General features: G+C 73.4%; 18 protein-coding genes. 15 read left to right on the top strand and 3 right to left on the bottom strand.

Going from position 1 to position 21,125, the window contains the following annotated elements; translation table 11 throughout:
- Positions 1-2: 2 nt before the first annotated feature.
- The 4 genes from V6U89_RS11465 (at position 3) to V6U89_RS11450 (ending at position 4,162) form a co-directional block, all read left to right on the top strand.
- Positions 3-689, top strand: coding sequence for an ABC transporter permease (locus V6U89_RS11465; RefSeq protein WP_154941372.1), 687 nt, complete (start codon positions 3-5; stop codon positions 687-689).
- Complete coding sequence (locus tag V6U89_RS11460; RefSeq protein ID WP_334570857.1) at positions 686-1,435, top strand: ABC transporter permease; 750 nt, start codon at positions 686-688, stop codon at positions 1,433-1,435. Before V6U89_RS11465 ends, V6U89_RS11460 begins: the two co-directional genes overlap by 4 nt.
- A 157-nt stretch (positions 1,436-1,592) precedes the next feature.
- On the top strand, positions 1,593-2,597 hold the full coding sequence (locus V6U89_RS11455; protein WP_334570855.1) for a glycine betaine ABC transporter substrate-binding protein: 1,005 nt from the start codon (positions 1,593-1,595) through the stop codon (positions 2,595-2,597).
- Between the two features lie 119 nt (positions 2,598-2,716).
- The gene (locus tag V6U89_RS11450; RefSeq protein ID WP_334570854.1) at positions 2,717-4,162 is read left to right on the top strand and encodes a hypothetical protein; all 1,446 of its coding nucleotides are present in this window, start codon (positions 2,717-2,719) and stop codon (positions 4,160-4,162) included.
- A gap of 21 nt (positions 4,163-4,183) precedes the next feature.
- Here V6U89_RS11450 and V6U89_RS11445 read toward each other — a convergent pair whose 3' ends face one another.
- Positions 4,184-5,353, bottom strand: a complete 1,170-nt coding sequence (locus V6U89_RS11445) for an NADH-quinone oxidoreductase subunit D (protein WP_334570853.1) — start codon at positions 5,351-5,353, stop codon at positions 4,184-4,186.
- Entirely contained in the window at positions 5,350-6,417 is a 1,068-nt protein-coding gene (locus tag V6U89_RS11440) for an SAM-dependent methyltransferase (protein WP_334570955.1), read from the bottom strand. The genes V6U89_RS11445 and V6U89_RS11440 overlap by 4 nt, the downstream gene beginning before the upstream one ends.
- Positions 6,418-6,463: 46 nt before the next feature.
- On the opposite strand from V6U89_RS11440, the gene V6U89_RS11435 reads away from it, so the two are divergent.
- The 8 genes from V6U89_RS11435 to V6U89_RS11400 all read left to right on the top strand — a co-directional run bounded on the left by V6U89_RS11435 (position 6,464) and on the right by V6U89_RS11400 (position 14,853).
- Positions 6,464-7,735, top strand: coding sequence for a phytase (locus tag V6U89_RS11435; protein ID WP_334570852.1), 1,272 nt, complete (start codon positions 6,464-6,466; stop codon positions 7,733-7,735).
- A gap of 251 nt (positions 7,736-7,986) precedes the next feature.
- Positions 7,987-8,964, top strand: a complete 978-nt coding sequence (locus tag V6U89_RS11430) for a Rossmann-like and DUF2520 domain-containing protein (protein ID WP_334570851.1) — start codon at positions 7,987-7,989, stop codon at positions 8,962-8,964.
- Positions 8,961-9,809: a pantoate--beta-alanine ligase gene (panC, locus tag V6U89_RS11425; protein ID WP_334570850.1), complete on the top strand. Its 849-nt coding sequence runs from the start codon at positions 8,961-8,963 to the stop codon at positions 9,807-9,809. Before V6U89_RS11430 ends, panC begins: the two co-directional genes overlap by 4 nt.
- Positions 9,810-9,843: 34 nt before the next feature.
- Complete coding sequence (gene panD, locus V6U89_RS11420) at positions 9,844-10,269, top strand: aspartate 1-decarboxylase (protein ID WP_334570849.1); 426 nt, start codon at positions 9,844-9,846, stop codon at positions 10,267-10,269.
- An 89-nt stretch (positions 10,270-10,358) separates the two neighbouring features.
- A complete protein-coding gene (locus tag V6U89_RS11415; RefSeq protein ID WP_334570848.1) occupies positions 10,359-11,255 on the top strand; it encodes a septum formation family protein in 897 nt (298 codons plus the stop codon).
- A gap of 73 nt (positions 11,256-11,328) precedes the next feature.
- A complete protein-coding gene (locus tag V6U89_RS11410) occupies positions 11,329-13,023 on the top strand; it encodes an L-aspartate oxidase (RefSeq protein WP_334570847.1) in 1,695 nt (564 codons plus the stop codon).
- 82 nt (positions 13,024-13,105) lie between these two features.
- Positions 13,106-14,002 carry a carboxylating nicotinate-nucleotide diphosphorylase gene (gene nadC / locus V6U89_RS11405; RefSeq protein WP_334570846.1) on the top strand — a complete coding sequence of 299 codons (897 nt, stop codon included), beginning with the start codon at positions 13,106-13,108 and terminating at the stop codon, positions 14,000-14,002.
- A 92-nt stretch (positions 14,003-14,094) separates the two neighbouring features.
- Positions 14,095-14,853 (top strand): type III pantothenate kinase, encoded by a 759-nt coding sequence (locus tag V6U89_RS11400; protein WP_334570845.1) that lies wholly within the window; start codon positions 14,095-14,097, stop codon positions 14,851-14,853.
- A 35-nt stretch (positions 14,854-14,888) separates the two neighbouring features.
- Here the strand turns inward: V6U89_RS11400 and V6U89_RS11395 are convergent, their stop codons facing one another.
- Positions 14,889-15,629, bottom strand: coding sequence for a class I SAM-dependent methyltransferase (locus tag V6U89_RS11395; protein ID WP_334570844.1), 741 nt, complete (start codon positions 15,627-15,629; stop codon positions 14,889-14,891).
- Positions 15,630-15,719: 90 nt separating this feature from the next.
- Between V6U89_RS11395 and lysS the strand changes: the two genes are divergently transcribed.
- The 3 genes from lysS to V6U89_RS11380 all read left to right on the top strand — a co-directional run bounded on the left by lysS (position 15,720) and on the right by V6U89_RS11380 (position 20,726).
- Positions 15,720-17,228: a lysine--tRNA ligase gene (lysS, locus tag V6U89_RS11390; RefSeq protein WP_334570843.1), complete on the top strand. Its 1,509-nt coding sequence runs from the start codon at positions 15,720-15,722 to the stop codon at positions 17,226-17,228.
- A gap of 107 nt (positions 17,229-17,335) precedes the next feature.
- On the top strand, positions 17,336-17,686 hold the full coding sequence (locus V6U89_RS11385) for a histone-like nucleoid-structuring protein Lsr2 (protein WP_334570842.1): 351 nt from the start codon (positions 17,336-17,338) through the stop codon (positions 17,684-17,686).
- Between the two features lie 508 nt (positions 17,687-18,194).
- Positions 18,195-20,726, top strand: a complete 2,532-nt coding sequence (locus tag V6U89_RS11380) for an ATP-dependent Clp protease ATP-binding subunit (RefSeq protein ID WP_334570841.1) — start codon at positions 18,195-18,197, stop codon at positions 20,724-20,726.
- Positions 20,727-21,125 lie beyond the last annotated feature (399 nt).

Raw genomic sequence — 21,125 nt, 5'->3', positions numbered from 1 at the left:
GTGTGTCCCTCCACCTGAGCTACCGGGCCGACCCCGGTAACCCGTGGTTCTCCTGGCAGTACGTGCGGGACAACTCTGACACCATCCTCGCCGCGCTGCGCGAGCACGCCTCGCTGACCGCCCGGGCGGTGCTGATCGCCGCCCTGGTGGCCCTGCCGTTGGCGGTGGCGGCGTACTGGTTCCGCGCCCTCGCCGGGCCGATTCTCGCACTCACCGGCGTGCTGTACACCGTCCCGTCGCTGGCGCTGTTCGCCTTCATCGCGCCCTACCTGGGCATCGGGGCGATCACCGTGCTCACGGTGGTGGTGCTGTACGCGCTGCTGGTGATCGTGCGCAACGCGGTGGCCGGGCTGAACCAGGTGCCCCCCGAGGTCCGCGACGCGGCCGAGGGCATGGGGTACGGCCGCTGGGCGCGGCTGTTCCGGATCGACCTGCCGCTGGCCCTGCCCGGCATCCTCACCGGAGTGCGCCTCGCCACCGTCTCGACGGTCGCCCTGGTCACCGTCGGGGTGGTGGTCGGTCGCGGCGGCCTCGGGCAGCTGATCTTCGCCGGCTTCCAGAACAACTTCTACAAGGCCCAGATCATGACCGGGACGCTGCTCTGCGTGCTGCTCGCCCTGGTGCTGGACCTGATCCTCGCCGGGGTGGGCCGGCTGCTCACGCCGTGGCTGCGCGGGCGGACCGGATGACGGCCACGGCCGCCCGGGCGGGCACGAATCCGGTCGAGCAGGCGGTGGTCTGGCTCAACGACCCGTTGAACTGGACGAACCCGGGCGGCATCCTGGACCGGCTCGGGGAGCACCTGAGCATGTCGGCCGCCGCGGTGCTGCTCGGCTGCCTGGTGGCCTGGCCGATCGGGCTCTGGCTCGGGCACAGCGGTCGCGGTGGCGGGTTGGTCCTGCTGATCTCCAACGTCACGTTGGCGATCCCGACCCTGGCGCTGCTGACCATCCTGCCGCTGACCTTCCTCGGGTTCGGCCGGCCGGCGGTGGTGGTGGCGCTGGCCGTCTTCGCGGTGCCGCCGCTGCTGGCCAACGCGTACACGGGAGTGCGGCAGGCCGATCCGGAGGCGCGGGACGCGGCGCGGGGGATGGGGCTGTCCGGGGGGCAGGTGCTGCGCCGGGTGGAGCTGCCGCTGGCGGTGCCGTACCTGGCGGCCGGGTTCCGGACCGCGGCGGTGCAGGTGGTGGCGACCGCCGCACTCGCCTCGTTCGTCAACGGCGGCGGACTCGGCCAGATCATCCGGGCGGGTTTCGGGCTGGACATCGCGGCCGGCGGCGGCCAGATCATCGCCGGGGGCGTGCTGGTGGCCGGGCTGGCGCTGCTGGTCGAGGGGGTGTTGGCGCTGGTCGAGCGGGCCGTCACCCCGCGCCCGCTGCGGCGGGTCCGGGGCCGGGCGAACCGGCGGGCGGCGGCCGCCAGCGCCGGAAACTGAGCGAATCGGTGACAATCCGGTGACGAACCCCGCTCCGAATTTGTCGGTGGGAGCCGGAGGATATTGGCTGGAGTCGCGGGCGGCCGAACGGATCGCCCGTCGGACACGCGGCCGGCCCACCTCGGGTCGCGCCGGGACACGGAAGGCGGGCGCGATCATGCGCGTACGGACACGGCTGGCGGTGGGCGCGGTGGGCGCGCTCACCGTGGCAGGTCTGCTCACCGGCTGCGGGGACGAGGGGTCCTCCGGCACGGACGCACCCCAGCAGGGCGCGAGCGGGGCCGGGTGCGCCCCGGTCGCCGGCGACCAGCTGGTCGTCCTGAACGACGACAAGAAGCTCCAGAACACCGACAACATCATCCCGGCGATCAACGTCGACGCGGCCAACCCGCAGCTGGTCGCCGCGCTCGACAAGGTCTCCACCGCGCTGGACACGCCGAAGCTGATCGCGCTCAACAAGGCGGTCGACGTCGACCGCAAGACCCCGAAGGCCGCCGCCGAGGAGTTCGCCTCGGCGAACGACCTCACCGCCGGCATCGCCAAGGGCCCCGGCGGGCAGATCGTGGTCGGCGCCGGCAACTTCAGCGAGAGCCAGACCCTGGCCGAGCTGTACAACATCGTCCTCACCGCGGCCGGCTACCAGGTCAAGGTGCAGCAGATCGGCAACCGCGAGCTCTACGAGCCGGCCCTGGAGAAGGGGCAGATCCAGGTCGTCCCGGAGTACGCGGCGACCATGGCGGAGTTCCTCAACACCAAGGCCAACGGGAAGAACGCCACCGGAGTCTCCTCGCCGGAGCTGGACAAGACCGTCACCGCGCTGAAGGCCGCCGGCGACAAGGTGGGCATCACCTTCGGCGCACCCGCCGCCGCCCAGGACCAGAACGCCTTCGCCGTGACGAAGGCGTTCGCCGACAAGTACGGCGTGCAGACGATCTCCGACCTGGCGGCCAAGTGCTCCGGCTCGGCGACCGTGCTGGCCGGCCCGCCGGAGTGCCCGCAGCGGCCGAAGTGCCAGGCCGGTCTGGTGGAGGTCTACGACTTCAAGGCCGGCTCGTTCAGCTCGCTGGACGCCGGTGGCCCGCAGACCAAGAACGCGCTGAAGACCGGCACCGCGAGCGTCGGTCTGGTCTTCTCCTCCGACGGCGCGCTCGCCACCGGCTGACCACGGGTTCCGGGCGCGGCGGCACTCCGCCTGCCGCGCCCGGCCGGTACCCCCTGACGTCGCGATTCGGTCCTCGGGACCGTTCCCACTCAGGGCATCTCTCGGTAGGCTCCACAGCCATGCCCGCCCCGGTCGTGCCCGAGAAGCACCAGCCGCAGCTGCTGACCGTCCTGTTCTGGATCGGTGTGGCGATCGCGCCCGTCGCGGCGCTGATCCTGCTGATCGCCGACGGCAACGGTCCGCTCCGGTTCGCCGCCGTACTGGCCATCATGGCCGTGGTCCTGATCGGTCTGTCGATCGCGCTGCGCGCCGACGGCGGCCAGCCGCGCGGCGAGGAGTTCCTCGACGAGCTGGAGCAGCTTCGCCGGGAGTTGCGGGCCGAGATCGTGGCCGCCGCCCAGCGCGGCAACCAGGCGCTCGACCAGTCCCAGCGGGTGGAGGACCAGGTCACCGCGCTGCGCCGCCGGCTGGACGCGGCGGCGGCCGGCATCGCCGCGGCCGCCGGGATCACCGGGGCGGCGGCCGAGGAACCGGCCGGCGCCGGCCGGGCCCGGGTGTCCGCCCCGCAGGAGCAGGCGTCGGGCGGGCGGCGGTGGGCCGCCGCACCGGAGGAGACCCCGTCCACCTGGGGGCGCGCCACCGAGCGGGACGAGGAGGAGCCGGCCGGGCGCCGGTACGGCGCGGAGCGTCCCGCCGCCGGCCAGGCCGGGGTGTACGGCGCTCCCCGCGAACCGCGCGGCGCCGCCCCGGAGGCGGGCGGCCGCCCCGTGGTGCGGCACACCGAAACCGTGCACGTGACCACCCGGCACACCGTGGTGGACGGCGCGGACCCGGCGGTGGGCAACGCCTACGCCGGCTACGCCGGCCGCTGGTCCCCTGCGCCGGAGGAGTCGTCCTGGAGCGGCGCGGAGCCGGAGAACTCCTGGTCGGAGCGGGCCGAGCCGGAGCGGGGCTGGGCCGGCCAGCGCGACGAACGGTCGGGCGGGCAGCCCGAGGAGCGGTCCTGGTCGGGCGGGCAGCCCGAGGAGCGGTCCTGGTCGGGTGCCGCCGACGACCGCGCCGACCAGTCCTGGGCGGGCGGGTCGTACCCGGCGGAGGAGGACTGGTCCGGGGTACGGGCCGGCGACCGCTGGGCCGAGGTACGCGACGACGGGCGGGGCCGCGAGGTGCGGGTCGGTGAGCGCCGGGCGGAGCTGCACGCCGACGGCGCCGAGTTCCGCATGCAGGACCGGTGGGCGTCGGTACGCCACGACGAGCCCCGCCGGCCCGCCGAGCAGTGGGGCGGCGGCGGTTGGGTCGAGCCGGAGGAGCACCCCGCGCTGCCGGCCGGCGGGGTGCCGGTGCCGCAGGAATGGCGGCGGCAGGCGCGCGGCCAGCAGCACTCCGAGCAGACGTGGAGAGAGCGGCCGGCCGACCAGTGGCGAGTGCCCGCGCAGCGGGAGCCGGTGGACTCCTGGCGGGCCGCCGAGCCGGAGCCGCGCGCCCGCCAGCAGTGGGGCGGCGAGCAGCGGTACGGCCAGCCGCCGCAGGACGACTCCCCGCGCGCCGGTGGCCGCTGGCGCTGACCCGCTCCGGTCAGCCGCCGCTCACTTGTCGATGTCGCCGACCACGAAGAACATCGAGCCGAGGATGGCGATCAGGTCCGGCACCAGGGCACCGGGGAGCAGGCTGGCCAGCGCCTGCACGTTCGCGTACGACGCGGTGCGCAGCTTGAGCCGCCACGGGGTCTTCTCGCCCCGGGACACCAGGTAGTAGCCGTTGATACCGAGCGGGTTCTCGGTCCAGGCGTAGGTGTGCCCCTCGGGCGCCTTGACCACCTTGGGCAGTCGGGTGTTCACCGGCCCGGTCAGCCGGTCGACCCGGTCCAGGCACTGCTCGGCGAGGTCGAGCGAGGCGTACACCTGGTCGAGCAGCACCTCGAACCGGGCGTGGCAGTCCCCCGCGGTGCGGGTGACCACCGGCACGTCGAGCTGGTCGTAGGCCAGGTACGGCTCGTCACGGCGCAGGTCCAGGTCGAGGCCGGAGGCGCGGGCGACCGGCCCGGAGGCGCCGAACGCGGCGGCGTCGGCGGCGGAGAGCACCCCCACCCCGACGGTACGGGCCAGGAAGATCTCGTTGCGCCGGATGAGCCGGTCCAGGTCGGGCATCCGGCGGCGGACCTCGCCGATCGCGGCGCGGGCCCGGCCGGTCCAGCCGGCGGGCACCTCCTCCTTGAGGCCGCCGACCCGGTTGAACATGTAGTGGACGCGGCCGCCGGAGACCTCCTCCATCACCGCCTGGATGGTCTCCCGCTCCCGGAACGCGTAGAAGACCGGGGTGATCGCGCCGATCTCCAGCGGGTACGAGCCGAGGAACATCAGGTGGTTGAGCACCCGGTTCAGCTCGGCGAGGGCCATCCGCAGCCAGGTGGCCCGCTCCGGCACCTCCATGCCCATCAGCCGCTCGACGGCGAGCACCACGCCCAGCTCGTTGGAGAACGCCGACAGCCAGTCGTGCCGGTTGGCCAGCACGATGATCTGCCGGTAGTCGCGGACCTCGAAGAGCTTCTCCGCGCCCCGGTGCATGTAGCCGACGATCGGCTCGGCCGCGACGACCCGTTCGCCGTCGAGCACCAGCCTGAGCCGGAGCACCCCGTGCGTGGACGGGTGCTGCGGACCGATGTTGAGCACCATGTCGGTGCCCAGTTGCTCCCCGCCCGCGCCGGTGCCGACGGTCAGCTCGCGGAGGTCGCCGGCGTCCGTGGTCATGTGGGTCATCGTGCCATGAACGCCGCGGGGTCGACGCCGACCGGTTGCCGTAGCCACCAGTGCCCGCCGAGGCCGGCCGGGTCGGTCAGCTCGGCCACCGCCGAGGCGGCGGCCAGCGCCCGCAGGTAGCCGGCCGGGTCGCTGCCGGCCAGGGTCAGCGGCGGTCGGCCGCCGTCGGCCCCGAGCGCCCGCAGCGCCTGTCGCTGCGACACCAGCGTGTACGCGCACCCGGCGACCCGCGCGCCGGCGGCGGCGACCGAGTCCACCGCGACGTGCGCGGTGACGTCGCGGGAGCCGTCGGGTACGGGTGGCACCTGCCGGCCGGCGCGGTACCCGGTCAGCGTCCCGTCCACCGGCCGCTCCTGCCGCAGGTGTCCGTAGTCGACGGCCAGCGCGAGTCCCCGGTCGAGCCTGCCGACCGCGTGGGCCCAGGCGTCGTCCCTGCTCCGGCCGATCTCGGCCCGCCCGGCGGTCACCGGGGCGGGCCACCAGCGGTGCAGCCAGTCGAGGTCGGCGGCGTCGATGCGATCGCCCACCGACTCCGCCCCGCTCGCCGGGTCGACGAGCAGGTACCGCCAGCCGTCGCCGTCGTGCACCGCGACGTCGAGCGGGACGTTGTCCAGCCACTCGGTGGCGACCAGCAGGCCGGTGAGCCGGTCCGGGATCTCGTCCCGCCAGTCGATGCCGGCGGGCAGGTCGTCGGGGCGGGGCGCCCGCTCGACGGCGGTGAGCCGTACCCGGCGGGCGAGCGGCACCGGCGCGGCGGGTGACGGCGCGGCGGCGGCCGGGGCGGTCGGGGTTTCCGGGGCCGGCCGCCCGTCGGTGCCCACGGCGCGGGCGAGGGCGTGCAGCAGCTCGCCCCGGCCGGCGCCCACGTCGACCACGTCCAGCCGGTCGGGCCGGCCCAGGGCGGCGTCCACCTGTTCGACCAGGCGGGACAGGGCGGTGGCGAGGACACCGGGGGCGTGCGCGCTGGTGCGGAAGTGGGCGGCGGGTCCGGCGCCGGCGACGAAGAAGCCGGCCGGGCCGTAGAGGGCGGCGTCCATGGCGTCCCGCCAGCGCATCGAGTTCATCCCGCGTTCAGGGTGCGTCACCGTGCCGACCCTACGGTCAGCCGGTATGAGACGACTGTTCATCCCCGCCCTGGCGGTCGTACCGATGGTGCTGGCGGCCGCCCCCGCCGCCGCCCCGGCCAACGGGCTCCGGGAGGTCCGCGCGGTGGCCGAGACCCCCGCCCTCTTCGACGACGAGGCCGGCGGGGACGCCGACGCCGACGACCCGGCGATCTGGGTGCACCCGACGGACCGGGCGGGCAGCCTGGTGGTGGCCACCGCGAAGAACGGCGGCCTGCGGGTGTACGACCTGCGCGCCCGGGAGCGGCAGCGCTTCGCCACCCCGCCGGCGCCCGGCCCGGAGCACGAGTCCGGCCGGTTCAACAACGTCGATCTGGTCTCCGGGTTCCGGCTGGCCGGCCGCGCCACCGACCTCGCCGTGGTCACCGACCGGGGCCGGGACCAGCTCCGCTTCTACCGGGTCGACCCGGGTACCCGGCTGCTGACCGACGTCACCGCGGCGGACGTGCCGTTCGCCTTCAGCGCGGACCAGGCCGAGGTCGACGAGCAGCGCACCGCGTACGGGCTGGGCACCTTCACCGACGTCGACGGCGCCGCGTACGCGGTGGTCAGCCGGCGCAGCACCCCGGAGGTGGGGCTGTTCCGGCTGGTCGCCACGGGTGACACGGTCAGCTACCGGCGGGTGGACCGGCTGACGCTGCCGTCGACGTTCACCCTGCCGAACGGCGCGCGCTGGTCGCCGTGCACCGACCCGGGCGACGGGCCCCAGGTGGAGGGCACCGTGGTCGACCCGGCGACCGGCGTGGTGCACCTGGCCCAGGAGAAGGTCGGGCTGTGGCGGACCCGACTGGTGGGCGGCCGGTTCGCCGGCGGCCTGACGCCGGTCGAGCGGGTCCGCGAGTACGGCGTACCGGCGGCCTTCGACGTCGAGGAGGACGACTGCGTGACCGATTACGCGGCCGACCCGGGCTTCGGTGGCCGGATCGCCCAGGACGTGGAGGGGCTGACCATCCACCGGACCGGCCGGTTCACCGGCACCCTCGTCGTCTCCAGCCAGGGCGACGACACGTTCTACACCTACGACCGGCGCACCGACCGCCCCACGGGCCGGTTCGCGGTGGTCGACGGCCGCGTGGACGGGGCCCAGGAGTGCGACGGCGCGGCGGTGACCGCCACCCCGCTGCCGGGCTTCCCCGGCGGCCTGCTGGTGGTGCACGACGGCCACAACACCCCGGAGTCCACCGGCGCGGACGGCGAGGCCCGCCCGGACACGGACTTCAAGTTCGTCGACGCCGGTTTCCTGCGTGCCCTGGGCTGAGGCTCGGGACCGGGTCGCCGCCGCCGTCGAGGCGTGCGGCCCGGTCCGCCGCCGGGTCCGTACCGGACGGACCGGACGTCTGGAGCCGGGCCGGCGCGGGCGGCACTGTAACCGCGACGCGTGGTCCCCGCCGCCCGGAAACCGCCCGCCCACCGGCCGGTGAAGGTTTTCACACACTCTTGTTAGGGCTCCGTAACCCCAGCGCATACTTGCGATCGACCGGTACCCCCTTCGAGGACTGGATCGTTGCCATGAGCGCACCGCTGCGCCCGCGTCCGGCCGCCCCGCGTGAGGCCGCCGTTCCTGCGGGCGGCGCCCCTGCCGGCGCCCCGCTCGCCTTCCCCCGCACCCTGACCGTCGGCGTCATCGGCGCCGGCCGGGTCGGTGCGGTGCTGGGCGCGGCGCTCGCCGCCGCCGGCCACCGGGTGGTCGCCGCCGCCGGCGTCTCCGGGGCCGCGAAGGCCCGGATCGCGCTGCTGCTGCCCGGCACCCGCAACCGCTCGGCCACCTCGGTCGCCCGCGCCGCCACCGACCTGCTGCTGATCGCCGTCCCGGACGACGCGCTGGCCGGAGTGGTGGCCGGGCTGGCCGAGACCGGGGCGCTGCGCCCCGGCCAGGTGGTCGCCCACACCTCCGGCGCGCACGGCCTGGCCGTGCTGGCTCCGGCCGCCGCCGTCGGCGCGCGCCCGCTGGCGCTGCACCCGGCGATGACCTTCACCGGTACGCCCGACGACCTCGGCCGGCTGGCCGGCATCTCGTACGGGGTGACCGCCCCGGCGGAACTGCGCCCGCTCGCCGCCCGGCTCGTCGCCGACCTGGGCGGGGTGCCGGAGTGGGTCGGCGAGGCGGACCGCGCGCTCTACCACGCGGCGCTGGCGCACGGCGCGAACCACCTGGTGACCCTGGTCAACGAGGCGGCCGACCGGCTGCGCGACGCCGGGGTGGCCCAGCCCGAGAAGGTGCTGGCCCCGCTGCTGCGGGCGGCCCTGGAGAACGCGCTGCGGCTCGGCGACGACGCGTTGACCGGCCCGGTGTCCCGGGGCGACGCGGGCACCGTGCGGCGGCACCTGGACCGGCTGGCGGAGACCGCCCCGGAATCGGTGGCCCCCTACCTGGCGTTGGCACGACGGAGCGCGGATCGGGCGATCGCGGCCGGTCGGCTGCGGCCGGTGGACGCCGAGTCGCTGCTCGACGTGCTGGCCGGGATCCATCGGGAGGTGGCGGCATGACGGAGCTGGTGCACACCCGGGCCGAGCTGGCGAAGGCGCGGGACGGACTCAAGGGCACCGTCGGCGTGGTGATGACCATGGGTGCGCTGCATTCGGGGCACGAGACGCTGCTGCGGGCGGCCCGGGAGCGGGCGGACCACGTGCTCGTCACGATCTTCGTCAACCCGCTGCAGTTCGGGCCGAACGAGGACTTCGACCGCTACCCGCGCACGCTCGACGCCGACCTGGAGATCTGCCGCCGGGCCGGGGCCGACGTGGTGTTCGCCCCCGCCGTGTCGGACATGTACCCGGACGGGCAGCCGGCGGTCCGGGTGAACCCGGGGCAGCTCGGCGAGGACCTGGAGGGGCAGAGCCGGCCCGGTTTCTTCCACGGGGTGCTGACCGTGGTCATGAAGCTGCTCCAGCTCACCCGCCCCGATCTCGCCTTCTTCGGCGAGAAGGACTACCAGCAGCTCACCCTGGTCCGCCGGATGGCCCGCGATCTGGACGTCCCGGTCGAGGTGTTCGGCGTGCCGACCGTCCGCGAACCGGACGGACTGGCCCTGTCCAGCCGTAATCGCTACCTCTCGCCGGAGCAGCGGCGGACCGCGCTGAGCCTGTCGGCCGCGCTGCAGGCCGGCGCGACCGCCGCCGAGCAGGGCGGGGACGCCGGGGAGGTGCTGGCCGCCGCGCACCGGACGTTCGCCGCGGTCGGTGCCGACGCCCGGCTGGACTACCTGGTGCTCACCGACCCGGACCTGGAACCGGGTCCGGTGGCCGGCCCGGCCCGGCTGCTGGTCGCGGCCTGGGTGGGCGACACCCGCCTGATCGACAACATGGCGATCCGACTCGCCCCGCGTTCCTGACGACCTGACCACCACACCCGCTGAGAGGCGACCGATGTTCCGGACCATGCTCAAGTCGAAGATCCACCGGGCCACGGTGACCCAGGCCGACCTGCACTACGTCGGCTCGGTGACCGTGGACCAGGATCTGCTCGACGCCGCCGACCTGCTCCCCGGCGAGCAGGTGGCGATCGTGGACGTGACCAACGGGGCCAGGCTGGAGACGTACGTCATCCCCGGTGAGCGGGGCAGCGGGGTGATCGGCATCAACGGCGCGGCGGCGCACCTGGTGCACCCCGGCGACCTGGTCATCCTCATCTCCTACGGTCAGCTGGACGACGCCGAGGCGCGCTCGTACCGGCCGCGGGTGGTGCACGTCGACGCCGACAACAAGGTCGTCGACCTGGGCGCCGACCCGGCCGCCGTGGCTCCCGGCACCGCCGGCGACCCCAGCCCGAGCCCGCTGGCCGTGGTGGGCTGAGCGCACTTCCGGTCTGTCACCGGAAGGTCATTGTTGGTTACCCTGGGCGAACCGTCGGGATCGACGGTCGTCGGCTGGGGGAGGCCGCGATGCGCCGTGCGATGACGAGACCGGTCGCCGCGTTGGTCGCGGGGGCTCTGCTGGCCGGGTGCGCCGCCACCGCCGGGGTCGACGGGAACCTCACCGACGACTGGGCCGCCCCGGCGGCTGCCGGGCCGTTCACCCCGGGTGCCGGCGTCTGCCAGGTCGGCGACTTCGCCGACACGGTCGCGCTGGACGCGTACGCGCCGGTGGACTGCGCCGTGCCGCACCGGGTGGAGACGGTGCACGTGGGGGCCTTCCCGGCCGGCCGGGCGGACCCGCCCGCCACCGGCTCGCCCGACCTGCGTGGCGCCTTCGCCGAGTGCGACGCGCACGCCACCGGGTACGTCGGCGACGACTGGCGCGCCGGCCGGCTGCGGCTGGCCGTGGCGCTGCCCACCCGTCCCGGCTGGGCGGCCGGCTCCCGCTGGTACCGCTGCGACCTCAGCGAGTTGACCACCGTCGAGGCGGCGGCCGCCGTGGTGACCCGCACCGGCAGCCTGCGGGACGCCCTGAAGGGCCCGTCGCCGCTGCGCCTGGGCTGCCAGCGCACCCGCACCGGCACCGGCCGGGGGGTGCAGGTGCTGCTCCCGGCGGAGTGCGCCACCGCCCACGACGCCGAGTTCGTCGGGGTGTGGAAGGCGCCCGACCGGCCGTACCCGACCCGGGACGCCGACTGGCTGCCGCTCTATGCCGGCTGCCGCAGCGTCCTCGCCCGGTACGTCGGCGTGCCGAACGACGCCGACCTGCGCTTCCGCAGCGGCGTGGTGGTCCGCCCGCCCGGTGCCGGCCGCTGGCGGGCGGGTGACCGGGGCGTCCGCTGCCACCTCTGGCTCAGCGACCGGACGGTGACCGCCTCGCTCAAGGGCGCCGGCCCGGCCGGGCTGCCCGTCCGGACGAGGTAGCGGACGCCGTAGTCCAAACCACTCGTCGTGCCCCCGCCGCCCGGGATGAGGGGCGTTCGGGTTGACTGTGTTCATGGACCTTCCGACCGTCGACCTGCCGGCCCTGCCCCGACTGCTGGCCGCGCCCGCGCCCGGCTGGGTGGAGACGACCGACGTGATCGTGGTCGGTTCCGGGGTCGCCGGGCTCACCGCCGCGCTGCACCTGCGCGAGGCCGGCCTGCACGTCACGGTGGTCACCAAGGTCAACATCGACGAGGGCTCCACCCGGTGGGCGCAGGGCGGCATCGCGGCGGTGCTCGACCCGACGGACACCCCGGGCGCGCACGCTCACGACACCGAGATCGCCGGCGTCGGGCTCTGCGACCCGGCGGCCGTGCGGGTGCTGGTGGAGGAGGGGCCGACCCGGCTCCGCGAGTTGATGCGCCTCGGCGCGGAGTTCGACCGCAACCCGGACGGGTCGCTGATGCTCACCCGGGAGGGCGGGCACCGGGCGGACCGGATCGTGCACGCCGGCGGCGACGCCACCGGCGCCGAGGTGCAACGCGCGCTGCACGCGGCGGTCCGCCGCGACCCGTGGATCCGCCTGGTCGAGCACGCCCTGGTGCTGGACCTGCTGCGCGCCCCCGGCGACGGCCCGGCCGGCCTCGGCCCGGCCTGCGGCATCACCCTGCACGTGCTCGGCGAGGGCAGCGAGGACGGCGTCGGCGCGCTGCTGGCCCGGGCCGTGGTGCTGGCCACCGGCGGGATGGGGCAGATCTTCGCGGCGACCACCAACCCGGCCGTCTCCACCGGCGACGGGGTGGCCCTGGCCATGAGGGCCGGCGCGGCGGTCACCGACGTGGAGTTCGTCCAGTTCCACCCGACGGCGCTGATCGTGCCGCAGGCGGCCCGGGTGCCCGGCGCCGGCCTCGCCCAGCAGCCGCTGGTCTCCGAGGCGCTGCGCGGCGAGGGCGCCCACCTGGTCGACGATGACGGCAAGCGGTTCATGGTCGGCCAGCACGAGCTGGCCGAACTGGCCCCCCGGGACGTGGTGGCCAAGGGCATCCACCGGGTGCTGCTGGCCACCGGCGCCGACCACGTCTGGCTGGACGCCCGGCACCTGGGCGGCGACTTCCTGGCCGGGCGGTTCCCCACCATCGTCGCCTCCTGCCTGGCCATCGGCGTGGACCCGGCCACCGACCTGATCCCGGTCGCCCCGGCCGCCCACTACGCATCCGGCGGCGTCCGGACCGACCTGCACGGCCGCACCTCCATCCCCGGCCTGTACGCCTGCGGCGAGGTCGCCTGCACCGGCGTGCACGGCGCCAACCGGCTGGCCAGCAACTCGCTGCTGGAGGGGCTGGTCTTCTCCCGCCGGATCGCCGAGGACATCGCCGCCGGGCTGCCCGAGCAGGCCCGGCCGGCGGAGACGGGCGCGTGGGTGGGCGGCGAGGGCTGGGTGGTGCCGGCCGAGGGCACGTCGGCGCTCCAGCGGGCGATGACCCGGGGCGCCGGGGTGCTGCGGTCGGCCACCACGTTGACCGGGACCGCCACCGTCCTGGACGAGCTGGGGCTGGGCCGGGGCACTCCGCGTACCGCCGACTGGGAGGCGACGAACCTGCTCACCGTGGCCTCGGCCCTGGTCGCCGCCGCGTACGCCCGCCAGGAGACCCGGGGGTGCCACTGGCGGGAGGACTTCCCGGCCGCCGACGAGCGGTGGCGCGGTCATCTGCTCGGTGCGGTCGGTGCGCAGGGTCGGTTGACGTCCCGGTGGGAGGAGCTGGCGTGAGCGCGAGCAGTGAGTCGGTCTTGCGAGCCCCGCAGTCGCGAACGAAGGTGGTCCCGGTGAGCGCGAGGAGTGAGGTGGACGCGTGAGGGAGTCGACGCAGCAAGCGTTGCGGGCCGGTGGCCTGGACCCGGCGCAGGTGCGGGCGGTGGTTGTGGGGGCGCTCGCCGAGGATCTGGGGCCGGACTTCCTCGACGTGACCAGCGTGGCCACCATCCCCGACACGCAGACCGACACCGCCGACGTGGTCGCCCGCGCCGACGGCGTGGTGGCCGGGCTGGCGGTGGCCGCCGCGGCCTTCGAGCTGGTCGGGGAGGTGACCGGTGCGGACCGTACCGTCGAGGTGTCGCTGGTGGCCCGGGACGGGCAGCGGGTGGCGCGCGGCGACGTGCTGGCCACGGTGACCGGCCCGACCCGGCTGCTGCTCACGGCCGAGCGCACGGCGCTCAACCTGCTCAGCCGGATGTCCGGGGTGGCCACCCACACCCGGGCCTGGGCCGACGCCCTGGCCGGTACGAAGGCGATGGTGCTGGACACCCGCAAGACCACCCCGGGCCTGCGTGCCCTGGAGAAGTACGCGGTGCGCGCCGGCGGCGGCACGAACAAGCGAATGGGCCTGCACGACGTCGCCATGATCAAGGACAACCACAAGTTCGCCGCGGGCGGCATCGCGCCGGCGTTCCGCCGGGTCCGGGAGGCGTTTCCCGACGTGCCGGTGCAGGTGGAGGTCGACACCGTCGCCGAGGCGGTGGAGGCGGTCGAGGCCGGCGCGGACTTCCTGCTGCTGGACAACATGACCCCGGAGACGCTGTGGGAGGTGGTCGCCCGGGTTGGCGACCGGGCGGAGCTGGAGGCGACCGGCGGGCTCACCCTCGCGGTGGCGGCCGAGTACGCGGCCACCGGTGTGGACTTCCTGTCGGTGGGCGCGCTGACCCACTCCTCGCCGATCCTGGACATCGCGCTGGACCTGCGGACGCGGTGAGCCCGGGCGCGGTGGGCCCGGCGCGGTGGGCCGGGCCGGCCGGCCGGCGGCTCGGCGGGTTCGACCCGTCGGGCGGCGTCTAGGCTGCGCGTGTGCTGCTCTGCATCGACATCGGAAACACCAACACCGTGCTGGCGACCTTCGACGGCGACAAGCTGGTGCACTCCTGGCGGATCAAGACCGACGCCCGGTCCACGGCGGACGAGCTGGGTCTGATGTTCCGCGGGCTGCTCGCCGGTGACGCGGTGGAGATCACCGGGGTGGCGGCCTGCTCCACGGTTCCGGCGGCGCTGCGCTCGCTGCGGTCCATGCTGGCCCGCTACTACGCCGACCTGCCCAGCGTGATCGTCGAGCCGGGGGTGCGCACGGGCGTCCAGCTCGCGATCGACAACCCCAAGGAGGTCGGCTCGGACCGGGTGGTCAACACCCTCGCCGCGTACACCCTCTACGGCGGTCCGTCCATCGTGGTCGACTTCGGCACCACCACGAACTTCGACGTGATCAGCGGCCGGGGGGAGTTCCTCGGCGGCGCCTTCGCCCCGGGCATCGAGATCTCGTTCGACGCCCTGGCCGCCCGGGCCGCCCAGCTGCGCAAGGTGGAGGCGACCAAGCCCCGGTCGGTGATCGGCAAGAACACCGTCGAGTGCCTCCAGTCCGGCCTCTACTTCGGCTTCGCCGGGCAGGTCGACCGCATCGTCGAGCGGATGAGCGAGGAGTTGGGCGAGGTGAAGGCGGTGATCGCCACCGGCGGGCTGGCCTCGGTGGTGATCGGCGAGTGCCGCACGATCACCCACCACGAGCCGATGATCACCCTGATCGGCCTGCGGATGGTCTACGAGCGCAACACCTGACCCCGGCGGCCGGGGTCGGGCGCCGCCCGGGGGGCTCAGCGCCGCCGGGCCCGGAAGACGAGCGTCCGGTACGGCAGCTCGACCGTCTCCCGCCCGGCGAGGTCGGGGTGGGTGGCGAACAGCTCGCGCAGCTCCGAGTGGACCCGCTGCCGTTGCCGCGGCGTGGCGGTCAGCCAGTTCGAGCGGGTACGCAGCATGCCGATCACCTCGTCCGGGGTCAGCGTGGCCCGGTGGGCGAACTCGCCCAGTTCGACCGCGCCGAAGGCCGGGCCGAAGTCGGTGATCTTCTCGGTCAGGTCGCCGGCGTCGTCGTGGATCTCGGCGATCCGGTCCAGCTCGGCCACCCAGCCGACGCTTCCGTCCCGGGTGTTCCAGATCGGGGCGAACGTCCCGCCCGCCCGGAGCACCCGGGCGATCTCGGCGTGCGCCCGCTCCTTGTCGAACCAGTGGTACGCCTGCCCCACCAGGACCGCGTCGGCCGTCCCGTCCGGCAGCGGCACCGCCTCGGCGCTGCCGGCCAGGGCGGTGCTGCCCGGCGTGGCGGCGGCCAACTGGGCCCGCATCTCCGGATCGGGCTCCACCGGCAGCACCTCGTGGCCCAGGTCGAGGATCGCGCGGCTGAGGATGCCGGTGCCGGCGCCGAGGTCGACCACCCGGGCCGGCGCGTCGACGCCCGCCAGGGCCCAGCGGACGGCGGCCTGCGGATAGCGGGGCCGGAACCGGTCGTAGTCGGTGGCGGCCGCCCCGAAGGACAGCGCGGGAGTGGGGTCGGTCATGGGCGGCAGGTTATCCCGTAACGGCGACCTGGGCGCTTGAGTACGCTCGGGGGCTGACCCCGCCGATATCTCCTTTCTGAGGACAGTGCCGTGACCGAGCAGAACGCCGTGCCAGTGGATCCCGCCGACGACCTTCCCGAGCAGATGAAGGTCCGCCGGGAGAAGCGGGACCGGATGCTCGCCGAGGGCATCGAGCCGTACCCGGTCGGTTTTCCCCGGACCAGCACGCTGGCCGAGGTCCGCGCGAAGTACGGCGAGCTGCCCACCGACACCGCCACCGGCGACCAGGTCTCGGTCACCGGCCGGGTGATCTTCGTGCGGAACACCGGCAAGCTCTGCTTCGCGACGCTGCGCGACGGCGACGGCACCGAACTCCAGGCCATGCTCTCCCTGGACCGGGTGGGCGCCGAGCGGCTGGAGGACTGGAAGCGGCTGGTCGACCTCGGTGACCACGTCGGGGTGACCGGTGAGGTGATCACCAGCCGCCGGGGCGAGCTGTCCGTGCTGGCCCAGGAGTGGGCGGTCACCGCCAAGGCGCTGCGCCCGCTGCCGGTGGCGCACAAGCCGCTCAGCGAGGAGGCCCGGGTCCGCCAGCGCTACGTCGACCTGGTCGTCCGCCCGCAGGCGCGGCAGATGGTGCGTACCCGGGCTACGGCGGTGCGCAGCCTGCGTGATTCGCTGCACGGGCAGGGATTCATCGAGGTCGAGACGCCGATGCTGCAGTTGCTGCACGGCGGGGCGGCGGCCCGTCCATTCGTGACCCACAGCAATGCGTTGAACACCGATCTGTATCTGCGAATCGCGCCGGAACTGTTTCTCAAGCGGGCCGTGGTCGGCGGCGTCGACCGGGTCTTCGAGATCAACCGCAACTTCCGTAATGAGGGCGTCGACTCTTCGCACTCCCCGGAGTTCGCGATGCTGGAGACCTACCAGGCGTACGGCGACTACGACACGATGGCCGAGCTGACCCGCAATCTGGTGCAGCAGGCGGCGATCGCGGTCAGCGGCTCGACCGTGGTGACCCACGCCGACGGCCGCGAGTTCGACCTGGGCGGCGAGTGGCGCTCGGTGACGCTGTTCGGGGTGCTTTCCGAGGCGCTCGGCGAGGAGGTCACGGTCCGCACCGAACGGTCCCGCCTGGTCGAGTACGCCGAGAAGGTCGGGCTCGCCGTGGACCCGAAGTGGGGTCCGGGCAAGCTGGCCGAGGAACTGTTCGAGGAGTTGGTCGTGCCGGGCCTGCAGGCCCCCACCTTCGTGCGCGACTACCCGGAGGAGACCAGCCCGCTGACCCGGGTGCACCGCAGCGAGCCGGGGCTGGCCGAGAAGTGGGACCTCTACGTGCTCGGCTTCGAGCTGGGCACCGCGTACTCCGAGCTGGTGGACCCGGTGGTGCAGCGGGAGAAGCTGGTCGCCCAGGCGCAGTTGGCCGCCCGCGGCGACGACGAGGCCATGCGGCTGGACGAGGACTTTCTGCGCGCGATGGAGTACGGAATGCCGCCGGCCGGCGGTATGGGAATGGGAATCGACCGGCTTCTGATGGCGCTGACCGGTCTCGGAATTCGGGAGACCATCCTCTTCCCGTTGGTCCGCCCGGAGTGAGTGGGAAGCTTCTCCGGCTCGTTACCGCATCCTATTGACGCGTCGAGCGCCGCGCGGGTTATTGTGCTTCTATTGCAGGAGCACCCTGCTCGAAAGGAATGTGGGACGTGGCCAAGCAGATCATTCACAAGCTGGTCGATGACCTGGACGGCGGGGACGCGGACGAGACCGTCAAGTTCGCCCTCGACGGCGTTCAGTACGAGATCGACCTGTCGAACTCCAACGCCGAGAAATTGCGCGACGTATTCGCGCCGTACGTGGCGGCGGGCACCCGGGTCGGTCGGGGCGGCGTGGTCGTGGGTGGCCGGGCGGCGCGGGGCCGGGGCGGCGCCACGGCCGACCGCGAGCAGAACAGGGCGATCCGGGCCTGGGCCAAGAAGGCCGGCAAGGAGATCTCCGACCGGGGCCGCATCCCGCAGGAGATCGTCGACGAGTACCACTCCAAGGCGGGTCACTGACACCAGCGCCAGGGGCGACACGACGCCGGGCCGGAGCACCGCTCCGGGCCGGCGTCGCCGTTTCTCCGGACGGTGCGATGACGCTGGCGGGTGTGGTCGCTGTGACTGAAGGGGCTCGGCGGCCTGAAGTCGCCTCGTGCGGCGCCGGGCGGGCGGTGCCGGGCGGGCGCCGGGCGGGCGGGAAGATTCCCGCCGGGGGCGGCGTTGTCCACAGGCGGTGGAGAATCTGTCCACAACCTGTGGACGAGCCACCGGTCCGCCGGGGAGCTTCCGCACCCGGGGCGAATTTCGCTCTGCGCGTACAGGTCGGGGTCCCGGAACACCTCCTGAGCGCGGATGGTTGGTCAAAACGACGTCAGAACGGCTCATCGCGGGGACACACGACCTCAGCGGAGTCGGTCGGCGGCGATAGAGTAAGGAGGCACGGACGCCCGTCCCGGACGTCCGCGCACCGGCCCCGCCAAGATCTAGAACATCAAGGCGCACGGCACGTGAGGAGCACGAGGGCATGTTCGAGCGGTTCACCGACCGAGCGCGACGGGTTGTCGTCCTGGCCCAAGAAGAGGCCCGGATGCTCAACCACAACTACATCGGTACGGAGCACATCCTGCTGGGCCTGATCCACGAAGGTGAAGGCGTCGCGGCAAAGGCCCTGGAGAGCCTCGGCATCTCCCTCGAGGGCGTCCGCCAGCAGGTCGAGGAGATCATCGGCCAGGGCCAGCAGGCGCCGAGCGGGCACATCCCGTTCACGCCGCGGGCCAAGAAGGTGCTGGAGCTGTCGCTGCGCGAGGCGCTGCAGCTCGGCCACAACTACATCGGCACGGAGCACATCCTGCTCGGTCTGATCCGCGAGGGTGAGGGCGTCGCCGCCCAGGTGCTGGTCAAGCTCGGCGCGGACCTCAACCGGGTCCGCCAGCAGGTGATCCAGCTGCTCTCCGGCTACCAGGGCAAGGAGCCGGCCGCGGCGGGCGCCGCGCCGGGTGAGGCCGCGCCGTCGACCAGCCTCGTGCTGGACCAGTTCGGCCGCAACCTGACCCAGGCCGCCCGCGAGGGCAAGCTCGACCCGGTGATCGGGCGCGAGAAGGAAATCGAGCGGGTCATGCAGGTGCTCTCCCGCCGTACCAAGAACAACCCGGTCCTGATCGGTGAGCCCGGCGTCGGCAAGACCGCCGTGGTGGAGGGGCTGTCCCAGAAGATCATCAAGGGCGAGGTGCCCGAGACGCTCAAGGACAAGCAGCTCTACACGCTGGACCTCGGCGCTCTGGTCGCCGGTTCCCGCTACCGCGGTGACTTCGAGGAGCGCCTCAAGAAGGTGCTCAAGGAGATCCGCACCCGCGGCGACATCATCCTGTTCATCGACGAGATCCACACCCTGGTGGGTGCGGGTGCCGCCGAGGGCGCGATCGACGCGGCGAGCATCCTCAAGCCGATGCTGGCCCGTGGCGAGCTGCAGACCATCGGCGCGACCACTCTCGACGAGTACCGCAAGCACCTGGAGAAGGACGCCGCTCTCGAGCGCCGCTTCCAGCCGATCCAGGTGGGTGAGCCGTCGCTGGCCCACACCATCGAGATCCTCAAGGGCCTGCGGGACCGGTACGAGGCGCACCACCGGGTGAGCATCACCGACGCAGCCCTGGTGGCCGCCGCGACCCTGGCCGATAGGTACATCTCGGACCGCTTCCTGCCGGACAAGGCGATCGACCTGATCGACGAGGCCGGTGCCCGGATGCGGATCCGTCGGATGACCGCGCCGCCAGACCTGCGCGACTTCGACGAGCGCATCGCCCAGGTGCGCCGCGACAAGGAGTCCGCGATCGACGCGCAGGACTTCGAGCGCGCCGCCCAGCTGCGTGACAAGGAGAAGCAGCTCCTCGGTCAGAAGGCGCAGCGGGAGAAGGAGTGGAAGGCCGGTGACCTGGACGTCGTCAGCGAGGTGGACGACGAGCAGATCGCCGAGGTGCTCGGCAACTGGACCGGTATCCCGGTCTACAAGCTGACCGAGGAGGAGACCTCGCGCCTGCTGCGCATGGAGGACGAGCTGCACAAGCGCGTCATCGGCCAGGAGGACGCGGTCAAGGCGGTCTCGAAGGCGATCCGGCGTACCCGGGCCGGCCTGAAGGACCCGAAGCGTCCGTCCGGCTCGTTCATCTTCGCCGGCCCGTCCGGCGTGGGTAAGACCGAGCTCTCCAAGGCGCTGGCCGAGTTCCTGTTCGGCAGCGAGGACGCCCTCATCCAGCTGGACATGTCCGAGTTCCACGACCGCTACACGGTCTCCCGGCTGGTGGGTGCCCCTCCCGGCTACGTCGGGTACGACGAGGGTGGTCAGCTGACCGAGAAGGTGCGGCGTCGGCCGTTCTCGGTGGTCCTCTTCGACGAGATCGAGAAGGCCCACCCGGACGTGTTCAACACGCTGCTCCAGATCCTGGAGGACGGTCGGCTCACCGACGGTCAGGGTCGGATCGTGGACTTCAAGAACACGGTCATCATCCTGACCACCAACCTCGGTACCCGTGACGTTGCCAAGGCGGTGTCGCTGGGCTTCCAGGCCTCTGAGGATGCCGAGTCGAACTACGACCGGATGAAGCAGAAGGTCAACGACGAGCTCAAGCAGCACTTCCGGCCTGAGTTCCTGAACCGGATCGACGACACCATCGTCTTCCACCAGCTGCGGCAGAGCGAGATCCTCTCGATCGTGGACATCATGATCGCCCGGATCGAGACGCAGCTGCGCAACAAGGACATGGGCCTGGAGCTGACCGACAACGCCAAGAAGTACCTGGCGAAGAAGGGCTTCGACCCGGTGCTGGGCGCCCGTCCGCTGCGTCGCACGATCCAGCGCGACATCGAGGACAACCTCTCGGAGCGGATCCTCTTCAACGAGCTGACCCCGGGTCAGATCGTGGTGGTGGACTGCGAGGGCGACCCGGACAACATCGACAAGTCCAAGCTGGTCTTCCGCGGTTCGGACCGGCCGGCCGAGGTGCCGGACGCCGTTCCGGCCGACCTCGGTGGCGCGGCCACCGCGGGGGCGGACGAGTAAGGACCGACAGCACGAGGGCGGCGGCCCCGGACGGCGAGAGCCATCCGGGGCCGCCGCCTTTCCGCATGCCCGCACGCTCGGCGTGTCGGGGCGTGGCCTCGGTCGCCTCCCGTGAACTCGTTCGGGACCATCAATGCTCGACCCGTGACTCCGGCTGGTCAGTGCTGGCCGGCTCGGGTGTGTCCGCCCCGCCCATGGCATATGACGATCGAGCGATATACCTCTGAGGCATAAATATGCCTCAGAGGTATATCGCTCGCTGTGACAAGTGGGGGATTGCACTACTCTCCGTTGCCCCACCTCCCGGCCCCCACCTCCCGGCCCCCGCCTTCCGGCCCCCGGCCCCTGGTCGGCAGTCGACACCGCGACACGCCGCTACCGGAGTCGGTCACCCGGCCC

The sequence above is a fragment of the Micromonospora sp. CPCC 206171 genome (assembly GCF_036906755.1).
Classification (GTDB): Bacteria; Actinomycetota; Actinomycetes; order Mycobacteriales; family Micromonosporaceae; genus Micromonospora; species Micromonospora purpureochromogenes.
The sequence above is the reverse complement of the archived record's forward strand: the minus strand, read 5'-3'. Positions and strand labels throughout refer to the sequence as shown.

Bases quoted from the DNA above. Each gene is read 5' to 3' on its own strand.
- V6U89_RS11460 (WP_334570857.1), top strand. From the start codon at position 686: ATGACGGCCACGGCCGCCCGGGCGGGCACGAATCCGGTCGAGCAGGCG.
- V6U89_RS11455 (WP_334570855.1), top strand. From the start codon at position 1,593: ATGCGCGTACGGACACGGCTGGCGGTGGGCGCGGTGGGCGCGCTCACC.
- V6U89_RS11450 (WP_334570854.1), top strand. From the start codon at position 2,717: ATGCCCGCCCCGGTCGTGCCCGAGAAGCACCAGCCGCAGCTGCTGACC.
- V6U89_RS11445 (WP_334570853.1), bottom strand. From the start codon at position 5,353: ATGACCCACATGACCACGGACGCCGGCGACCTCCGCGAGCTGACCGTC.
- V6U89_RS11440 (WP_334570955.1), bottom strand. From the start codon at position 6,417: ATGAACTCGATGCGCTGGCGGGACGCCATGGACGCCGCCCTCTACGGC.
- V6U89_RS11435 (WP_334570852.1), top strand. From the start codon at position 6,464: ATGAGACGACTGTTCATCCCCGCCCTGGCGGTCGTACCGATGGTGCTG.
- V6U89_RS11430 (WP_334570851.1), top strand. From the start codon at position 7,987: ATGAGCGCACCGCTGCGCCCGCGTCCGGCCGCCCCGCGTGAGGCCGCC.
- panC (WP_334570850.1), top strand. From the start codon at position 8,961: ATGACGGAGCTGGTGCACACCCGGGCCGAGCTGGCGAAGGCGCGGGAC.
- panD (WP_334570849.1), top strand. From the start codon at position 9,844: ATGTTCCGGACCATGCTCAAGTCGAAGATCCACCGGGCCACGGTGACC.
- V6U89_RS11415 (WP_334570848.1), top strand. From the start codon at position 10,359: ATGCGCCGTGCGATGACGAGACCGGTCGCCGCGTTGGTCGCGGGGGCT.
- V6U89_RS11410 (WP_334570847.1), top strand. From the start codon at position 11,329: ATGGACCTTCCGACCGTCGACCTGCCGGCCCTGCCCCGACTGCTGGCC.
- V6U89_RS11395 (WP_334570844.1), bottom strand. From the start codon at position 15,629: ATGACCGACCCCACTCCCGCGCTGTCCTTCGGGGCGGCCGCCACCGAC.
- V6U89_RS11380 (WP_334570841.1), top strand. From the start codon at position 18,195: ATGTTCGAGCGGTTCACCGACCGAGCGCGACGGGTTGTCGTCCTGGCC.